The organism is Corynebacterium sp. HMSC055G02 (assembly GCF_001809065.1).
GTDB classification, from domain to species: Bacteria; Actinomycetota; Actinomycetes; order Mycobacteriales; family Mycobacteriaceae; genus Corynebacterium; species Corynebacterium jeikeium_D.
In genome coordinates, this window is sequence record NZ_KV795636.1 from 40,387 (window position 1) to 57,205 (window position 16,819).

Genomic DNA, 16,819 nt, shown 5'->3' on the forward strand with positions numbered 1-16,819 from the left:
ATGAAAAGTGAACGATAAAATTTTTGCTTCTACACTCTCTGTGCCCAAGACCTCGACCCTGGTCCCGAAACAACGTGACTGGGCGAAAGATTTACTGTCAATTCCAAGTGACGGCGTCTCGGAACTAACTCGTTTAGCCACACTAGCGGCAGGGCCTTTTCATGTTCTAAATACTCAGGTTTTTCGCCAGAATTTGAATGCTTTTGCTGCTGTTTGCGAGCGTCACGGAGTCGACTCGCATATCTACTTCGCTCACAAAGCAAATAAGTCTGCGTGCTGGATCCCCGCAGTCGCCGAAGAGGGTCATCGCGTAGATGTTGCGAGCGGGGAGGAGCTCACCGGCGCTTTAGGCGCTGGTGTGTGTGCTGCCGACTTAGTTGTTACGGGTGCGGAAAAATCGCAATCGCTTTTGACTCTTGCTCTCAAGCAGAGAGTTCTAATTGCAGTAGATTCTCCGAGCGAACTATTCCGAATTAATTCGCTGGCTAAGGATCTTGGAGTCGTTGATGCTCCGGTGTTGATTAGGTTACTGCCTGAAGAACAGCCTGAGACTCGCTTCGGCACCTCCATGGCACAGTGGCTTCGAGAGCTTGAGGTCCTGCGAGAACAATCTAGTAATGGGATTGACTGTAGGGGCGTGACCTTCCATTTGAACGGATACAGTCCCGCTCAGCGTAACCGCCAAGCACATAAAGCTTTGGATTTTATGGAAATTCTTCGAATTAAAGGATGGACGGCAGAGATGCTGGACATAGGTGGAGGATTTTCGGTTCAGTATTGTGAGCCATCCCAGTGGGAAATGTTTCGGGAAAAAGTTATTGATTCACCGGATAAGCGAGACTATTTTCATGCTGGTCGAATTCCAGAAGGGCTTTATCCGTATGGCGGGCAGGGCAATGATGGCCCTGAAATGTTAGATGAAATTCTTTCGGGATTAGCTAATTCGCCTTCAGTTGAGAGGATTGATAGAACTAGCGCTTCGCTTGCGGAACGGCTAAAAAATGGGCGATTTCAGTTGGCCATTGAACCAGGCCGAGCGGCGTTAGATGGTTGTGGATTGAGCGTTTTTCCAATTCAGGGTGTGAAATGGAGAGACAACTACATAATTATTACTGTTGCGGGTTTAAGTATGAGTCTTTCTGAGCAATGGAAAGGCAGTGAATACATGCCTGACATGACGTTATGGGAGAATCCCTGCTCAGATGATGTCGCCAATTACATGGGCAGGCCTAGCGGTGGCAGTAATTGTCTATCGCGCTCGGTTGGTGTCTGTGTTGGCGGAAGTAGCTGTATGGAATATGACATGCTCACCTGGCGAAAGGTCCAAATGAATCGAATTCCGAGAGTTGGGGATTTGGTTATTTATCACAATACGGCTGGTTATCAGATGGATAAAAATGAAAGCGAATTTCATCAAATTCGTCTGCCCATGCGGTTTGTTTGGGAAGGTCAGGGAAGCTTGCCGAAAATAGATAGGCCTTTATATCGGGAATTGGTTTAAATGTCTAATTGGGGTCTGTCATGATTGATTTTCCATATTCTGAAAAAAAATTAAGAAAACCTTGCGCAACGTGTTCGCTTGAGAGTTGTAGTTTAATTGGAAACACGCCAATTCTTGAACTGTGTAATACCGGATCCGGAAGCCGGTTATTACTGAAGATGGATTGCCTAAATCCGACGGGAAGCGTAAAGGTGCGAATGGCGCTGGAGATGATTGTTGCTGCGGAGATCTCCGGCGAGCTCAAGCCGGGCGGAAGAATCATTGAACCCACTAGTGGAAACACTGGTTTAGGTCTGGCATTTGTGGCCTCTCAGCGGGGATACAAGTTTACGGCGATTGTGGATCATCACGCTGCCAAGGACAAGCTGCGTTCCATGCAAGCACTTGGAGCAGAGTTGGTCTTCGTCGGGGATAAAGAATCCTGTGTTCCGTCTACGAGCCTTAGACGTGCGAAGGCCGCAGAAATTGTCGCCGAGACCTCGGATGCATGGTGGCCAGACCAGCACAATAATCCCAACAACCCAGCTGGTTACTGGCAGCTTGCATACGAACTCGATGAGCAAATCCCAGAAAAGGTTGACGTTCTCGTTGCGGCAATCGGAACGGGCGGGACGTTGTGCGGTACAACGGAACATCTGAGGAAGCTTGGGCATACCGCCGAGTCGTTGGCTGTTGAACCCGAAGGCTCCATCATTTTTGGTGGGGTGCCAGGGGCATATAAGCAATCAGGTGCCGGTGCTCCGTCGGGTTTCAAAATCGGCAATAACGTCCGCTACGACCTCATCGACCATGGAGTCAAAGTTAGCGATGTCAAGGCATTCGCCGCGGCCCGAGTGTTGGCTAGGGAACATGGGCTCATGGTTGGAGGCACAGCAGGTGCTGCAATCTACGAAGGTTTGCGTCATCTACACGAGTTTCAGGCAGGAACAACAATGGTCGTCATTGTTTGTGATGCTGGTGAGAAATATCTCGACACAATTTTTGATACTGATTGGCTTCAGAAAAATCATTTGTATTCAGAAGTTATGGAGCGTCAAGTTTCGCGAATGCTCAGAGCCTATGGTGATTCTCGTGCCATTGCTAATTCCTTCGAGGTGGCCGGGTGATAGATCCAGCTCGTGCAATTGGCCAGCAAACCGTGTCCTACCGTGATGTCTATTCGCTTGCGCTACCCATCGTGGGCGTTCAACTAGCGGGGGTTGCGCTAACCACGACCGATGTGCTGATGCTGCAGACCCTCGGTGTAGTGGCAATTGCCGGCGGCGGACTCGCAATGCAGTTCTACAACCAGATTCGCACCATGTGTGTCGGTATGGTCACCGCCGGAGGCAACCTAGTAGCCGAGGCCGCGTCGGAGTGGGAAAAGACAGGCGAGGAAGTTGCGGCTGAGCGAATCCGCCAAGCGGTACGCAGTTGCATGACCGTCGGCACCGCAACTGCGATCATTGGTGGCCTCATCGTGATTTCGTTTGGTGCGCTTGCACTCATCCTGCCCATCGACGACACTGTTGCCGAGCTAGCGTTCTCGATGACGGTCGCGCTTGCACCAGGCCTTATCCCGATGATTTGGCTCAATGTCCTGCGGCAGTTTGCAGTCGGCATGCGTCGGCCGGGCTCTCTGCTGGTGGTTACGCTCATTTCCATCGTTGTCAACGCTGCTCTCAACGCTGGATTCCTCTGGCTAACAAGCGTCAATGAATGGGGAACTGCATGGGGACTGGTGGGCATCGGTCTGTCGACCACCTGCGTCCAGGTTTTTACCCTGCTGTCCTTTGCTGGCTTGCTGCAAAGAGACCGTCAGCTACGGAAATTCTTCGCGGTCATTCCGAGGCCCGGCGACGCAGCATGCATGAGGCGCATTATTCGGCTTGGGATTCCAGTTTCGCTTACCTACGGCTCTGAAGCTGCGATTACTACTATCGCAGGTCTAGCGATGGGCCTGGTTAGCCCAGTCATGCTGGCAGCGCACACCGTTGTTAACCAACTCGCTTATATCGTCTACCAAGTATGTATCGGCTTCTCGCACGGAGGATCTATACTGGTCAGCCGTGCATTAGCGGATGGTGCCGAGGCAGTCAAACAGGTATCACGTCGGGTTTTGCACGCAGTGGGTATTTATCTTGCCGTCGTCGGTTTGCTCTGGTTGCTACTGGGAAAGTACGTCGTTGGACTGTTCCTTACTGATTCCAACGTTAGTGCCAATCCCGATGCACGCCATATAGCGACAATCTTGTTGTGCCTTGCCGTGCTACAGCAGTTCGCTAAAGGTTCCCAGAACGTGCTGGTGGGGCTCCTTCGTGGGCTGCGCGACACGAAGTCGGGTCTCAGTGCGACCCTTTGGGGCTACTGGGCGGTGGGGGTTCCAGCTCTCCTGATTCTTGGCCTTGGCCTTCGTTGGGAAGGATATGGCGTTTGGGTTGGGCTCATCCTTGGCTTTTCCACGACCGCTGCTCTGCTTTACCGCGCTCTGCAGCGTCACCTGCAACCCACTAGTTCCGTGTGACGGCCGAAGCTTCGTAACACCCATCCAGAAATCCTCTGAACCATCCACGTAAAGATGACGTTTTCCCTCTACCGAAGGGGATCCGAGGAGCTGAATATGCGGTCGACTGACCGCCTGCTCCGGAAAGAAGAAAATGAAGGTTAGTTCTCCTCTTACTCCAAGCGTGCTACTGCGTGACTTCCCCGCAAGGGTGCTTTTCGCGGTACTCCTATGCATGTCGCTCGTCCTTCTCGCCGCTTGCTCAGATGGAAATGGAGACGCATCCGCTAGCAGTGAGAAGCGTACCGTTGTCGATGCGCTAGGACGCGAAGTTAAAGTCCCGCAGAATGTCGAGCGAATCCTGATGGGCGGGCAGAAGATGCTTTACACGACGGCGCTTCTGAACCCAGACAATCCAACTGACAAGATCGTTGCCTGGCCAGAGGACCTGAAGGAAAACGACAAAGCCACTTACGACCGCTACGTTGAGAAGTTCCCCAAAATCAAGGACATCCCGATCACAGGCGAGATTTACAACAACACTATGTCGCTGGAACAGGCTCTGGAGTCCCGACCCGATGTCTTCGTAGTAAATGCGGGTGTCTTCGACGCGGCTAAAGATGCTGGAATCGTTGATGGATTAGAAAAGGCAGGCGTGCCGACGGTGACTGTCGACTACTTCATTGATCCAGTGAAAAACACCGAGCCCAGTATTCGAATGATGGGACAACTGCTGGGGCGTGAAAAGCAGGCGGAAGACTTTATCAACTACTACGAGAAGAAGGTCAACAAGGTCGCTGACCGCCTTGCCGAGAAGAAACCAGCACCGACACCGACATTCCTGTGGCGAGCACCCGGTTACTTTGACTGCTGCTCAACCTTCGCCAAGTCCAACCTGGCGCAGATTGTCAATTCTGCCGGTGGACTAAACCTTGGCGACGAAATGATTGATGCGAAGCAAGGGCAGGTATCGCCAGAGGCATTGGCCGGGAAGAATCCTGAAGTCATCATTGCCACAGGCGCAGACTGGGATCAGGGTAAGACTCCGGTCAAGGAAGGAAATTACGTACCGCTGGGTTACTCGGAATCGAAGGAAGAGGCGCAAAAGGCCCTTCACGATGTCGTCGGTAAGCAGCCCGCTGTGCGTGAAGTCGACGCGGTGAAAAGTAAGCGTACTTTCGTCGCATGGCATCATTTTTACGATTCGCCATATAACTTCCTGGCAGTCGAGATGTTTGCAAAGGCCATGCACCCGGACTTGTTCGGCGACATTGACACTGAACGAGAGGTACAGGACCTGCACGATAAGTTCCTGCCAATCGAGGCCTCGGGCACCTTCTGGACTGGGCTGGAGTGATGTCGAACATGCAAGTTTCGCACGGAAACCTGGCAACAACGCAGGGGAGCGGAGACGCCGTTCGCGGGGAGCAGGAAGACAGCCCTGATAGAGTAATGGTGCAGTCAACCTTTCACTGGTATCAGCGCGCAGCACGGAAGAAGTGGGTGATAATCGCTCTGATTACTGTGGTGTTGGCTTTGACATCGCTTGCTGACTTTCTACTCGGTGGCGGTAGCATGCCTGCCAGCGAAGTTTTGCATACATTGACCCATCCGGTTGGTGCGCGACCCATTGACCACCAGATTGTTTTCGACATTCGGCTTCCGATGACCGTGACTGCAGTGCTCGTCGGAGCGACGCTGGCAGTGGCGGGCTCACAAATGCAGACAATTCTGGGAAATCCCCTGGCCGAGCCGTACACCCTGGGCGTGTCAGCGGCGGCCGGATTCGGTGCTGCCCTGGCTGTGGTCACCGGCTTCGCTTCTGAGGGAATCGGTGCGGTGCTGGGGATGGCCGGGACTGCGTGGGTGTTCGCGATGCTGGCCTGCGCTGCGATTCTGCTCTTTTCCCGATTTCGTGGCCCAGGAGTCGAGGGGATGATTCTTCTCGGTATCGCGATTGTATTCTTTTTCGACGCTCTACTGGCCCTGATGCAATACCTGGCCTCGGAGACGCAGTTGGAACAGGTTGTGTTCTGGACGATGGGTAGTCTCACCCGCTCGAACTGGACGCAGATTGCGTTGCTCGCGGTGATATTCGTGATGGGGCTACTCTTCTTTTACCTCAATGCCTGGTCGCTGACTGCATTCCGGATGGGAGATGACCGCGCAAAAGCCCTTGGCGTCGACGTTGATCGACTGCGTGCGCTGACCCTTATCGTGGTGTCCTTTATGGCGGCAACCGCTGTGTCGATGGCCGGTACGATTGGATTTATCGGTCTCGTCGGCCCACACGTTGCGCGCTTACTGGTAGGCGAAGATCAACGTTATTTTCTTACTGCTTCGACTTTGGTAGGGGCGCTGCTTCTGGTTGCGGCATCGGCAGTGTCGAAGGTGATTCAACCGGGTGTAATTCTTCCCGTAGGCATTATTACCGCAATTGTAGGAGTGCCCGTATTTGTCGCGATTATCGCTGGCCAGAGGAGGAAGATGTGGCTTGGCTAAAGGCAAGTCGCTTTGTCGGGAACGACGCTGTACATGGTCATCACGACAGCCCCAGTAAATCTGACGGTAAACCCCTCGGCGAAACCCCTCCAGAATCGTCCGCTCTTAGCGCGCGAGGAGTGTCTTTTGCTTACGACGGCCATCATGTCCTGCACAATGTCGACGTTGGGCCTCTTCCGATGGGAAGCGTGACTGCGTTGGTCGGTCCCAACGGAGCTGGCAAATCGACACTGCTGAGGTGTTTGGCGGGCCTTGAAAACTGCTCGGGGCAGGTACGTGCTGAAAGATCTCTATATTTGCCACAGGACCCTCCGCCGCTGAGCTCATTGACCGTGTACGAAAGCGTCCTGCTTGCCCGGCAACAGTCGTTTTCTGGGTTTTCTGCACTGCGTGTCGGATCCACAGTGCGGGCAGAAGTGCAGGCCACCATTGAACGACTTGGGTTGGTTGCGTTGTCATCGCGGCTGATGTCTGAGTTGTCTGGGGGACAGCGGCAGTTGGTGAGTTTTGCGCAGGCGGTTGTGCGACGACCTCGGGTATTGCTTCTCGACGAGGCCACCAGCGCACTCGACCTGCGTAACCAATTGATGCTTCTCGGGCAGGTACGCAAGTGTGCGCGGGAATTGCCCTGCGCGGTAGTGATGACACTTCATGACCTGGGGCAAGCGGCGCGCTTTTGCGAACATGTCGTTGTTCTAGCCGATGGTCGGGTCAGCAGTGCAGGGCCTCCGGCAGAGGTCATTAATGAAGCTATGCTGCGAGAGGTTTATCAGGTAGAAGGTGCGGTGCTCCCGACCCGCAATGGCGGGCTGGCGGTCGAAGCGTCGGAGGCACTCTAGCGCAGACCCGTGACTGTAGCGCACGCTCTCGGCTGTTCTACAGCCACGAATGAGCGCTAAAGTGCAGGGCCCGACGAGCGCCCCAGCCGGCGCCCCCCCCTAACTGCCCCTAGTAGTAGAACGGGAACTCGTCCCAGTTCGGGTCTCGCTTTTCCAGGAACGCTTCCTTGCCCTCGACGGCCTCGTCGGTCATGTACGCCAGGCGAGTAGCCTCGCCAGCGAAGACCTGCTGGCCCATCAGGCCGTCGTCGGTCAGGTTGAAGGCGAACTTCAGCATGCGCTGCGCCGTCGGGGACTTACCGTTAATCATGCGACCCCACTCGACCGCGACATCTTCCAGGTCAGCGTGGTCGGCGACCTCGTTGACGGCTCCCATGCGGTGCATGGTCTCAGCGTCGTAGGAGCGGCCGAGGAAGAAAATCTCGCGGGCAAACTTCTGACCAACCTGCTTCGCCAGGTAAGCCGAGCCGTAGCCGGCATCGAAAGATCCCACGTCAGCGTCGGTCTGCTTAAAGCGGGCCTCCTGGCGCGATGCCAGCGTCAGGTCACACACGACGTGCAGGGAGTGTCCGCCACCTGCGGCCCAGCCATTGACCACGGCAATGACAACCTTCGGCATAGTGCGAATTAGGCGCTGCACCTCCAGGATGTGCAGGCGACCTCCCTCGACCTTGGCGCGCGCGGTATCGATGGTGGATGCGTCCGCGGTAGCGTCGTCATGCTCGTGGGACGTTGCGTACTGGTAGCCGGAACGACCACGAATGCGCTGGTCGCCACCCGAACAGAATGCCCAGCCACCGTCCTTAGTGCTCGGGCCGTTACCGGTCAGCAGCACTACGCCGACATCGGGAGTGCGACGCGCGTGGTCGAGCGCGCGGTAGAGCTCATCGACGGTATGCGGGCGGAATGCGTTACGAACCTCCGGGCGATCAAACGCAATACGCACAATGCCGTTCTCGCGGCCCTCGCCGACGTGCCGGTGGTAGGTGATGTCGGTCAAATCCTCAAAACCATCAACCGTCTTCCACTGCTCGGGGCGGAAGGGGTTATCGGTCGAGTACTTCGCGGTATCAGTCATGGCTCCCAGCATAAAGGTCTCTAGCATGAGGGGTATGTCTGTGTCCGCTGCGCCCAACATCCAGCTTCCGCCAATCGACGACATCCTCGACCGCGCCCACGTCGTCGCGCTGCCCATGGCAGTGAAATTCCGTGGCGTCACCACCCGCGAGGCACTCCTCATCGACGGCCCCGTCACCTGGGGCGAGTTCGCTCCCTTCCTGGAATACGAGGCGTCCGAGGCCGCCGCGTGGCTGCGCTCGGCCATCGAATGCGCATACGTCGGCCTGCCCATCCCGAAGCGCGAGTTTGTCGAGGTCAACGCCACCATCCCCGCCGTCACACCCGACCAGGTGCCGGAGGTCGTGGCGCGCTACCCCGGGTGCCGCACGTTTAAGGTCAAGGTCGCAGAGAGCGGCCAATCGCTTAACGACGACATCGAGCGCGTAGCCGCCGTCCGCACCGCGGTGGCCGAAGCTTATGGCTATGAACCTGTCGTGCGGGTCGATGCGAACCGTGGCTGGTCGGTGGAGCAGGCAATCCGCGCCGCTCATGAGTTGGGGCCGCTGGAGTACATGGAGCAGCCCGTTGCGACTGTCGCCGAGCTCCGCGCGGTCCGCGACGCAGTGGGGGAGTTTTGTCCGATTGCTGCCGATGAGTCGATTCGCAAGGCCGAGGATCCGTATTTGGTTGCGCGCGAACAGGCGGCGGACGTGGGCGTAATGAAGGTCGCGCCGCTTGGTGGACCACGCTGCTTGCTTCGGTTGGCCGAGGAGCTCGCGATGAAGGTGACGGTCGCCAGCGCCCTGGACACCGGTGTTGGCATGGCCGCCGGTTTGTTCACGGCGGCGGCCCTGCCTGCCACAGAGCTGCAGCCGGAGCCGAACGCGGCGGGTTTGGCCACGTCCTCGCTGTTTATCGAGGACGTCATCGAGCCCCGGCCACTTATCGATGGCCGACTGCCCGTCACCAACCCCGCGCCCGACCCTTCCCGCCTGGCCGAGCTCGCCGCGCCGGGCCCCCGCCGCGATTGGTGGTTCGACCGCCTCCGCGCGGCGTATGCCCATCTATAACGCCAAGAAAGTGACTAGGTTTATGACACTTTGAGCCCGAAAAACGGCTTCCAAACTGACATAAACCTAGTCAGTAACTTCCGGCAAGTAGCCTATTGAGTGTGAACAATAACCAGGACACCCCTCAAGACCCGGACACCGGCGCGGCCGAAACCACTCACGCCGTCCAGTCCACACAAGCCCCATCCGCAGTGGTAGCGGGCCTCATCGTCGATGAGCTGCTGCGTCTCGGCATGGTCGATGCCGTGGTGTGCCCGGGTTCCCGGTCCGCCCCACTCGCCCGCGCTCTGGTCCAGGCCGCTGACGCGGCGAAGGTTCGCCTACACGTGCGCATCGATGAACGCTCCGCGGCCTTCCTCGCCCTCGGCCTGGCCTCGCGCACCCGCAAGGTGACCCCGGTAATTACAACGTCCGGCACAGCAGTGGCGAACCTCGTGCCCGCCATGGTGGAAGCCACCGCGTCGGGCATTCCGCTGCTGGCACTGACCGCCGACCGCCCCGCGCATTATCGAGGCACTGGCGCGAACCAGACCATCGTCCAGGACCGCCTGTTCGCTGATGCCTCCGTCGTCGAGTTCGATCTGGACGGCACCGCCCCGGTCATGAAGGCCACCGCCGCGCAGATCCGCGCTCGCATTGATCGCGTTGTCGCCGCCATGGCATCCGGCGCCGGCCACCTTAACGTCCGTTTTGTCGAACCGCTCGTGCCTGACGACGACTCCGTCGCCGACATCCCCGAGGGCCGCGCCGATGGCGGCCCCTGGACCACGATTGCGCCTACCAACAGCAACAACGTCGGCGTGGCCGCCACCGCAACCGGCCCGGCCAACGCGGCTAGCACAGCCACAATTGACATCAGCCGCCGCACACTCGTGATTGCGGGTTCGAATGCCCCGCACCTGCCGGCGCTGGAGGATTTGCCAACCATCGCTGAGCCGAATGCGTATGCGCCGGCGCACCCGGTGCACCCGCTCGCGGCGGGCACTTTCGCGCAGATTCCGCCGGAGCAGATCGTGCTGGTCGGCAGGCCGACGCTGCACCGAGGTATCTCTAAGCTGCTGGCCAATCCGGATATCGAGCTGACCGTTGTCTCCGAAGCGGAAAACCACGGTTTTGGGGTGGAGTTCCCGGATGTGACGGCGAACGCAAGGGCCGTCGTTAGGCATGTGCAGACTGTGGGGGAGCAGGACCCGCAGTGGACGAAAATCTGTGAGGCCGCCAGCGAGTTGGCGGTGAAGTCCGTGCGAGAGACGCTTACCGAGTCGATTGAAGCGGAGGAACCGCTGACCGGATTTCATGTGGCGGCGGCTCTGACGGACAGCCTGCGCACGGGTGACAATGTGGTGCTGGGCGCGTCGAACCCGGTGCGCGATGCGTCGTACACGGGCCTGCCTTTCCCCGGTGTGAACACGTATGCGGGACGAGGTGCCGCGGGCATCGACGGCACGGTGGCGACGGCAATCGGTATTGCGCTGGCGTCCGACCGCGAGCATGCCGACGAGATCCGCCCGCCGCGGACGATTGCACTTATGGGGGACCTGACGTTCCAGCACGACTCCGCAGCGTTGGCAATTGGGCCGCTGGAGCCGAGGCCGGAAAACCTCACCATCGTGGTGGCCAATGATGCAGGTGGCGGTATTTTCGAGACGCTGGAGGCGGGCAGCCCGGTTCTGCGGGGAAGCTTTGAGCGCATCTTCGGCACCCCGCAGGGCGTGGACTTTGAGGGCATCTGCCAGGCTTACGGGGTCGAGCACGTGCGCGTTGACCGCCTCCCAGATCTGCTCGCGCAGTTGCACCCGGATACCGACGTCGATGGCATCCGCGTCATTGAGGTGGCGACCACGCGTGCGACGCGTCGGCAGTTGCATCACAAGCTGGCATACAATGCGGAGATTGGGGTGCTGGACAAGCACTAGCTGGACAAGGCTCGCTGAACAAGCACTAGCTGGCCGGCAGCATCCAATCAGAGCTGGAAACAATCAGAGACAGAAAAATAGGGAGGTCGCGACCGCCATGCAGTGGAAAACTGCCCTGGCCAATTGGCCGCGCCTCCTTCGTCAGGTACTGCTTTTTGTAATCATCTGCCTGCTGCTGTCGTGTCTGGCCATGGTGGTTGGCTGCTTCATTAATGACCGCAATATCGAGTCGAACATGGGGCAGTCCGTAGCCAATGTGCGCTCGGTCGAGCTCCTTCGCACCACGGTTGATTTCGTCGACGAGAATGGTGATTTTCAGTCGCCACCAACCGGTTTGCTCTATCCCGTTGGTCTGGAAGAGGGGCAACGCGTCCGCGTCGAATACGACCGCACTGATCCCAATGTCGTCCGCGTCGCCGGACGCACATGGACGTTGTCACTTCTCCCGGCGACCAGCATCGCTTCGGTTGCGTTTATCGTCGTCGCGCCGTTGTGGTGGTTGTCGTTGCGCGCAACCCGTCGTTTACAAAGAGATCCCCAAAAGGTAAACAGAGGGTCACTTTCGCTTTCCGACGAGATGGAAAACTAGCACCATGCGCGTTGCCATCATTGCTGAAAGCTTCTTGCCCAACATCAATGGAGTGACAAACTCCGTGCTGCGGGTGTTGGAACACTTACGCCGTGAAGGACACGAGGCGCTGGTGATTGCGCCGGGTGCTCGGGACTGGCAGGAAGAGGCAGAGTTCTACTGCGACTACCGCATTGAGCGTGTGCCCACTGTGATGGTGCCGTTGATTGATTCGCTACCGATTGGTGTGCCGAACCGTCGGGTAGCGTCGGCGCTGACGCAGTTTAAGCCGGATGTTGTCCACTTGGCTTCGCCATTTGTGCTCGGTGGTGCGGGCGCGCTGACTGCCAAGGCACTGGGCATCCCGGCTGTGGCCATCTATCAGACGGACGTTGCGGGTTTTGCCAAGAACTACAAGTTGGCGGGGCTCTCCACGGCCGCATGGTTGTGGACGCGCGTGATTCACAACTCCTGCGCCCGAACGCTGGCGCCGTCGTCGCCGACTATTGAGGACCTGCAGGATCACAAGATTCGTGATGTCTACCGCTGGGGCCGCGGTGTTGATGCGGTTCGCTTTACTCCGACAAAGCGTAGTGAAGAGCTCAGGAAGCAGTGGAGCCCGGAGGGCAAGCCGATTGTTGGTTATGTCGGCAGGCTCGCGGCGGAGAAGTCTGTGGAGCGGCTGGCAGCGCTGAACGGCCGCGATGATATCCAGGTGGTCATTGTCGGCAATGGCCCGGAGCTGCAGAAGCTGCAGAAGCAGATGCCGAATGCCGTCTTTACCGGACAGCTCACCGGCGATAAGTTGGCAGCGGCATTCGCCAGTCTGGACGTGTTCGTCCACACCGGTGACTTTGAAACCTTCTGCCAGGCGGTACAGGAAGCCCACGCCTCCGGTGTGCCGGCCATCGCTCCGAACGCAGGCGGCCCGCGCGACCTGATTACCAACGACGTCAACGGCTACCTGCTGGAACCCAAGACTTTCACCCGCGATCTGTCTGAGGCGGTCGACAAGCTACTGCTCGTCGACGATGAGCTGGCACGCAAGCAGCTGCGCAACCGCTGCCGCGACACCGTGACCGAACGCACCTGGGAAGCACTGTGTGCAGACCTGGTTCGCCACTACGAGGAGGTTTCTGGGGTTTCCGCGGCCGAGACGTCAAGCAAGGTCGCAGCAGATGCGATTGATGCCTCCCATGCAGGTGCTGCTACGCGTCAGAAGTCGGTCGCGTAATCTGGACATCGTGTCTAGGGCTGATTTAACGAAAAATCCCAGCGAAGTCGCCTCGATGTTCGACGGCGTGGGGAAGAATTACGACATCACTAATACCGTGCTCACCGGTGGCATTGACCACTACTGGCGCGTGCGCACGGCAAAGCGCCTGAACCTGCAGCCTGGCCAGAAAGTCCTCGACCTGGCCGCCGGTACGGCTGTTTCATCAGTGGAGTTGGCAAAGTCTGGCGCATACGTCGTTGCCTGTGATTTCTCCCGAGGCATGCTCAAGGCCGGTGCACACCGCGATGTTCCCAAGGTCTGCGGTGACGGCATGAAGCTGCCATTCCCGGACAACACCTTCGACGCGGTGACCATCAGCTTCGGTCTGCGCAACATCGTGGACTACAAGGCGGGCCTCGCTGAGCTAGCCCGCGTGGCCAAGCCCGGAGGCCAGCTAACAGTCTGTGAGTTCTCCACCCCTGTGGTGCCGGTGTTCAGCACCTTCTACAAGGAATACCTGATGCGGGCACTGCCGCAGATTGCCAAGGTTGTCTCCTCGAACCCGGAGGCCTATGTGTACTTGGCGGAGTCGATTCGCGCCTGGCCAAACCAGCCGCAGCTTGCCCGCGACATCAATGCCTCTGGCTGGGAGGATGCCGGTTGGCAGAATCTCACCTTCGGTATCGCAGCGCTGCACTCGGCAACCAAGCCCGTGCAGTAGCTCGCTAGCTCTCAGTCGGGCTGGGTCGCAGGGTCCGTCGTAAAGCGATTCCTACTGCCAGGGCTGGCGCCCGAACCACTTATCGGAGGCCAGCGCTGTCCTCCCCGAAGCGCGCCAGAGTCGCGCCACTACGTCGCGGTCGTGTTCCGTGACCAGGTTTCCCATCAGGCGTGCGGCAACACCCATGAGCTGGCTTCCCCACGGGGCGCCGATGGTCAGCGGGCCGACCGTGGGAAGGAAGCTCGGGTACGTCAGCGTCAGCGCCAACTTGCGAGCCAGCGAGAAGCCGGTGCCGTAGTGGTCGCGAAGTAGGGCGGGCCAGGAGTGCGTCAGCCCATCGCGGCCCGCACCAATCGAACTAATCAGCTCCACCGCTAGCCGCGCCGACTCCATGCCGTAGTCAATGCCCTCACCGTTGAGCGGGTTGACCAAGCACGCAGCATCACCGAGCAACGCCCAGTTCGGCCCCGCCACATTCGACACGGCACCGCCCATCGGCAGCAGCGCCGACGTCACGTGCTCCGGCTCGCTCATCTGCCACTGATCGCGCACCTGTCCGTGGTACTCACGCAGCAACTTCTTCACGTTCGTGCGCGCCGGGCGTGCCGATGTCGCCAGCGCCCCACACCCCACATTCGCCCGGCCTTCTCCCAGCGGGAAAATCCAGCCATAGCCCGGGTGCGTATGCCCTTCGGAGTCGCGCAGTTCCAGGTGCGAGTGAATCCAGTCATCCGCTACGTCTGCGCTGTCGAAGCTGACATACGACCGTGCGGCCACGCCAAAGACGCTGTCTCGATGCCACGCACGCCCCAGCTGCTTGCCGACGGTACTGCGGACCCCATCGGCCACGAGCAACCAGCGGGCCGAGATGGTGTGTGGCTTGCCCTCGCGGTCGGAAAGCTCCACCTCGCGCACGCCATGACCCCGCGTGCCGCCAGTGTTCAGCGCTCCGAGAACCACCTTCCGCGCTGCGACTCCATCAAAGACCTGCGCACCGGCATCAGCGGCGGCATTGAGCAAGAAAGTGTCGAGCTCAACTCGCGACATCGCGGATCCGACAGCGGGGAAAGTGCCCGAGGCATCATCTGGCCAAGGTGCGGTGATGGAGCCGCCGAAGCCGTGCAGCTTGAGTCCGCGGTTGCGGTTGCGGCGCAGGAGCTCGTCGTCAAGCCCTAGACGACGTAGCTCAGCGATGGCGCGAGGAGTGAGCCCGTCGCCACAAGTTTTGTCGCGCGGGAAGCGCTGGGAGTCGACCACAGTGACCGAAAAACCGGCGCGGGCGGCGTGAATCGCGGCTGCGGAGCCGGTGGGGCCTGCGCCAACAATGAGCACGTCAGTGCTGCTGGGTAGAGCGACGGTGCCGTCGAACGTGGGGGAAACTCGCGAAATCGGGCTTGAGGTCATTGCCCCAGCGTATAACGACGTTGAAACAAATATGGGAACTGGTCTGCTAGCCACTATGCTCGTAAGGTAGTTTATTTAGCAGTTTCTTATCTTTTATCGTCAGTTAGGCAGGTCTCGAATGCGTACTGGAGACTACTCCGGGCTTAGTTCCGGAAGTGCTCAGGGCACTGGTGAGCACACCGCCACTAGTTCTCACTTCGTTGATGAGGCGCTGGAAGCAACAATCACCGAGGGAATGCGCAAGAGCGAGGACCTCCTGATTACCGAGCTGGGGCGCGGCGAGGACTTCCTAGTCGAGCGGGTTTCCCACCTAGCTCACGCTGGTGGTAAGCGCTTCCGCCCGATGTTTACCATGCTGGCCGCGCAGTTCGGTGAGAACCCGGAGTGCGATAAGGTCATCACCGCCGCGACGGTGCTGGAGCTGACGCACCTGGCGACGCTCTACCACGACGACGTCATGGATGAAGCGGATAAGCGCCGCGGCGTGCCCTCCGCAAACTCGCGCTGGGACAACACCGTCGCCATTCTGGCCGGTGACTACCTCTTCGCTGCTGCGTCCCGCCTGCTGGCAGAGCTCGGCTCCGAGAGCGTGGCTCACTTCGCTGAGACCTTCGGTGTTCTTGTCACAGGTCAGATGCGCGAGTGCCTCAACGACTTGGACCTGCCGATTGAAGAGCGCATCGAGCGCTACCTGAAGGTCATTGCCGAAAAGACCGGTGTGCTCATCGCATCGGCCGGTTATCTCGGCGCCTATCACGCCGGTGCGTCCGCCGAGATTTCCAACGCGCTGCGCCGCTATGGCGAACTAATCGGTATCGTTTTCCAGATTGTCGACGACATCATCGACATCTCCTCCAATACCGATCAGTCCGGCAAGACTCCGGGCACTGACTTGCGCGAGGGCGTCTTCACGCTGCCGGTTCTCTACGCGCTGCAGGAGGACACCCCAGCCGCTGACCGCCTCCGTGAGATTCTCGTCGGCCCAGTCTCCGACGACGCGCTTGTCGACGAGGCCCTCGAGCTCCTGGCTCAGACCAACGGTGTGGCTCGCGCGATGGAGAAGGTCAATGAACTGCTGGATGAGTCCGACCGCGTCATCGCTGACCTTCCTGACTGTGCGGCCAAGGAGGCCCTGCGTCACGTTGCTCGCTACACCGTGGAGCGCGTGGGGTAGTGGATTGAGCTCCATCGGCGAGATGGGCCTAGGGGTGAGCACTGCTCTGAGGTGAGCTCTGCTCTGGGGTGAGTTCTGCTGAGGGGTGAATCCAGGTAGGGAAATATCCTCTCGACCTGCCGATTTGTGTAAATGACAGAGTAGTGGGTAGCATTCCATTCGCACCGTTTAAGAGTGCACGCCAGATTGCCCGAGCGGCCAAAGGGAGCGGATTGTAAATCCGTCGGCATTGCCTTCGTTGGTTCGAATCCATCATCTGGCACAGTGAAATCACCGCGAGAATTTTCTCGCGGTGATTTTTTTGTAGGGCCCGTTGATGGGGATGCGGGGTAGGGGGTTAAGTAAAGAAAAGTGTGTCTTTTCCGGG

Annotated in this window: 14 protein-coding genes and 1 tRNA gene; 13 read left to right on the forward strand and 2 right to left on the reverse strand. The window is 58.7% G+C overall.

The genetic code is table 11. The features are described from left to right. Nucleotides 1-7 precede the first annotated feature (7 nt). The 6 genes from HMPREF2547_RS02575 to HMPREF2547_RS02600 all read left to right on the forward strand — a co-directional run bounded on the left by HMPREF2547_RS02575 (nucleotide 8) and on the right by HMPREF2547_RS02600 (nucleotide 7,324). Nucleotides 8-1,501: a type III PLP-dependent enzyme domain-containing protein gene (locus tag HMPREF2547_RS02575; RefSeq protein WP_083296848.1), complete on the forward strand. Its 1,494-nt coding sequence runs from the start codon at nucleotides 8-10 to the stop codon at nucleotides 1,499-1,501. A 20-nt stretch (nucleotides 1,502-1,521) separates the two neighbouring features. Further along, a complete protein-coding gene (locus HMPREF2547_RS02580) occupies nucleotides 1,522-2,607 on the forward strand; it encodes a PLP-dependent cysteine synthase family protein (protein ID WP_224784294.1) in 1,086 nt (361 codons plus the stop codon). After that, nucleotides 2,604-4,004 (forward strand): MATE family efflux transporter, encoded by a 1,401-nt coding sequence (locus HMPREF2547_RS02585; RefSeq protein ID WP_070604636.1) that lies wholly within the window; start codon nucleotides 2,604-2,606, stop codon nucleotides 4,002-4,004. The genes HMPREF2547_RS02580 and HMPREF2547_RS02585 overlap by 4 nt, the downstream gene beginning before the upstream one ends. 214 nt (nucleotides 4,005-4,218) lie before the next feature. After that, nucleotides 4,219-5,340: an ABC transporter substrate-binding protein gene (locus HMPREF2547_RS02590; RefSeq protein WP_246819599.1), complete on the forward strand. Its 1,122-nt coding sequence runs from the start codon at nucleotides 4,219-4,221 to the stop codon at nucleotides 5,338-5,340. Between the two features lie 95 nt (nucleotides 5,341-5,435). Continuing rightward, complete coding sequence (locus tag HMPREF2547_RS02595; protein WP_070604648.1) at nucleotides 5,436-6,485, forward strand: FecCD family ABC transporter permease; 1,050 nt, start codon at nucleotides 5,436-5,438, stop codon at nucleotides 6,483-6,485. A 179-nt stretch (nucleotides 6,486-6,664) separates the two neighbouring features. Next, nucleotides 6,665-7,324: an ABC transporter ATP-binding protein gene (locus HMPREF2547_RS02600; protein ID WP_246819601.1), complete on the forward strand. Its 660-nt coding sequence runs from the start codon at nucleotides 6,665-6,667 to the stop codon at nucleotides 7,322-7,324. 109 nt (nucleotides 7,325-7,433) lie between these two features. Here HMPREF2547_RS02600 and HMPREF2547_RS02605 read toward each other — a convergent pair whose 3' ends face one another. Beyond that, the gene (locus HMPREF2547_RS02605; protein WP_193388702.1) at nucleotides 7,434-8,414 is read right to left on the reverse strand and encodes a 1,4-dihydroxy-2-naphthoyl-CoA synthase; all 981 of its coding nucleotides are present in this window, start codon (nucleotides 8,412-8,414) and stop codon (nucleotides 7,434-7,436) included. 13 nt (nucleotides 8,415-8,427) lie between these two features. Here HMPREF2547_RS02605 and HMPREF2547_RS02610 point away from each other — a divergent pair, with 13 nt between their 5' ends. From HMPREF2547_RS02610 to HMPREF2547_RS02630, 5 genes are all read left to right on the forward strand, one after another. Next, nucleotides 8,428-9,453 carry an o-succinylbenzoate synthase gene (locus HMPREF2547_RS02610; RefSeq protein ID WP_070604640.1) on the forward strand — a complete coding sequence of 342 codons (1,026 nt, stop codon included), beginning with the start codon at nucleotides 8,428-8,430 and terminating at the stop codon, nucleotides 9,451-9,453. 191 nt (nucleotides 9,454-9,644) lie between these two features. After that, entirely contained in the window at nucleotides 9,645-11,369 is a 1,725-nt protein-coding gene (menD, locus tag HMPREF2547_RS02615) for a 2-succinyl-5-enolpyruvyl-6-hydroxy-3-cyclohexene-1-carboxylic-acid synthase (protein ID WP_168161653.1), read from the forward strand. Between the two features lie 97 nt (nucleotides 11,370-11,466). After that, nucleotides 11,467-11,958: a DUF3592 domain-containing protein gene (locus HMPREF2547_RS02620; RefSeq protein WP_070601337.1), complete on the forward strand. Its 492-nt coding sequence runs from the start codon at nucleotides 11,467-11,469 to the stop codon at nucleotides 11,956-11,958. A 4-nt stretch (nucleotides 11,959-11,962) separates the two neighbouring features. Continuing rightward, nucleotides 11,963-13,171 carry a glycosyltransferase family 4 protein gene (locus tag HMPREF2547_RS02625; RefSeq protein ID WP_049172337.1) on the forward strand — a complete coding sequence of 403 codons (1,209 nt, stop codon included), beginning with the start codon at nucleotides 11,963-11,965 and terminating at the stop codon, nucleotides 13,169-13,171. A gap of 10 nt (nucleotides 13,172-13,181) precedes the next feature. Next, nucleotides 13,182-13,874 (forward strand): demethylmenaquinone methyltransferase, encoded by a 693-nt coding sequence (locus HMPREF2547_RS02630; protein WP_049172335.1) that lies wholly within the window; start codon nucleotides 13,182-13,184, stop codon nucleotides 13,872-13,874. A gap of 51 nt (nucleotides 13,875-13,925) precedes the next feature. On the opposite strand, the gene HMPREF2547_RS02635 is transcribed toward HMPREF2547_RS02630, so the two are convergent. Continuing rightward, nucleotides 13,926-15,278, reverse strand: coding sequence for a geranylgeranyl reductase family protein (locus HMPREF2547_RS02635; RefSeq protein ID WP_168161652.1), 1,353 nt, complete (start codon nucleotides 15,276-15,278; stop codon nucleotides 13,926-13,928). A 118-nt stretch (nucleotides 15,279-15,396) separates the two neighbouring features. Between HMPREF2547_RS02635 and HMPREF2547_RS02640 the strand changes: the two genes are divergently transcribed. Further along, nucleotides 15,397-16,452 (forward strand): polyprenyl synthetase family protein, encoded by a 1,056-nt coding sequence (locus HMPREF2547_RS02640; protein ID WP_070566360.1) that lies wholly within the window; start codon nucleotides 15,397-15,399, stop codon nucleotides 16,450-16,452. A 180-nt stretch (nucleotides 16,453-16,632) separates the two neighbouring features. Next, nucleotides 16,633-16,714: transfer RNA gene (locus HMPREF2547_RS02645), tRNA-Tyr, on the forward strand. Nucleotides 16,715-16,819 lie beyond the last annotated feature (105 nt).

Coding starts and splice junctions, on each gene's coding strand:
- HMPREF2547_RS02580 (WP_224784294.1), top strand. CDS start 1,522: ATGATTGATTTTCCATATTCTGAAAAAAAATTAAGAAAACCTTGCGCA.
- HMPREF2547_RS02590 (WP_246819599.1), top strand. CDS start 4,219: ATGTCGCTCGTCCTTCTCGCCGCTTGCTCAGATGGAAATGGAGACGCA.
- HMPREF2547_RS02595 (WP_070604648.1), top strand. CDS start 5,436: ATGGTGCAGTCAACCTTTCACTGGTATCAGCGCGCAGCACGGAAGAAG.
- HMPREF2547_RS02600 (WP_246819601.1), top strand. CDS start 6,665: ATGGGAAGCGTGACTGCGTTGGTCGGTCCCAACGGAGCTGGCAAATCG.
- HMPREF2547_RS02605 (WP_193388702.1), bottom strand. CDS start 8,414: ATGCTGGGAGCCATGACTGATACCGCGAAGTACTCGACCGATAACCCC.
- HMPREF2547_RS02610 (WP_070604640.1), top strand. CDS start 8,428: ATGAGGGGTATGTCTGTGTCCGCTGCGCCCAACATCCAGCTTCCGCCA.
- HMPREF2547_RS02620 (WP_070601337.1), top strand. CDS start 11,467: ATGCAGTGGAAAACTGCCCTGGCCAATTGGCCGCGCCTCCTTCGTCAG.
- HMPREF2547_RS02625 (WP_049172337.1), top strand. CDS start 11,963: ATGCGCGTTGCCATCATTGCTGAAAGCTTCTTGCCCAACATCAATGGA.
- HMPREF2547_RS02635 (WP_168161652.1), bottom strand. CDS start 15,278: ATGACCTCAAGCCCGATTTCGCGAGTTTCCCCCACGTTCGACGGCACC.
- HMPREF2547_RS02640 (WP_070566360.1), top strand. CDS start 15,397: ATGCGTACTGGAGACTACTCCGGGCTTAGTTCCGGAAGTGCTCAGGGC.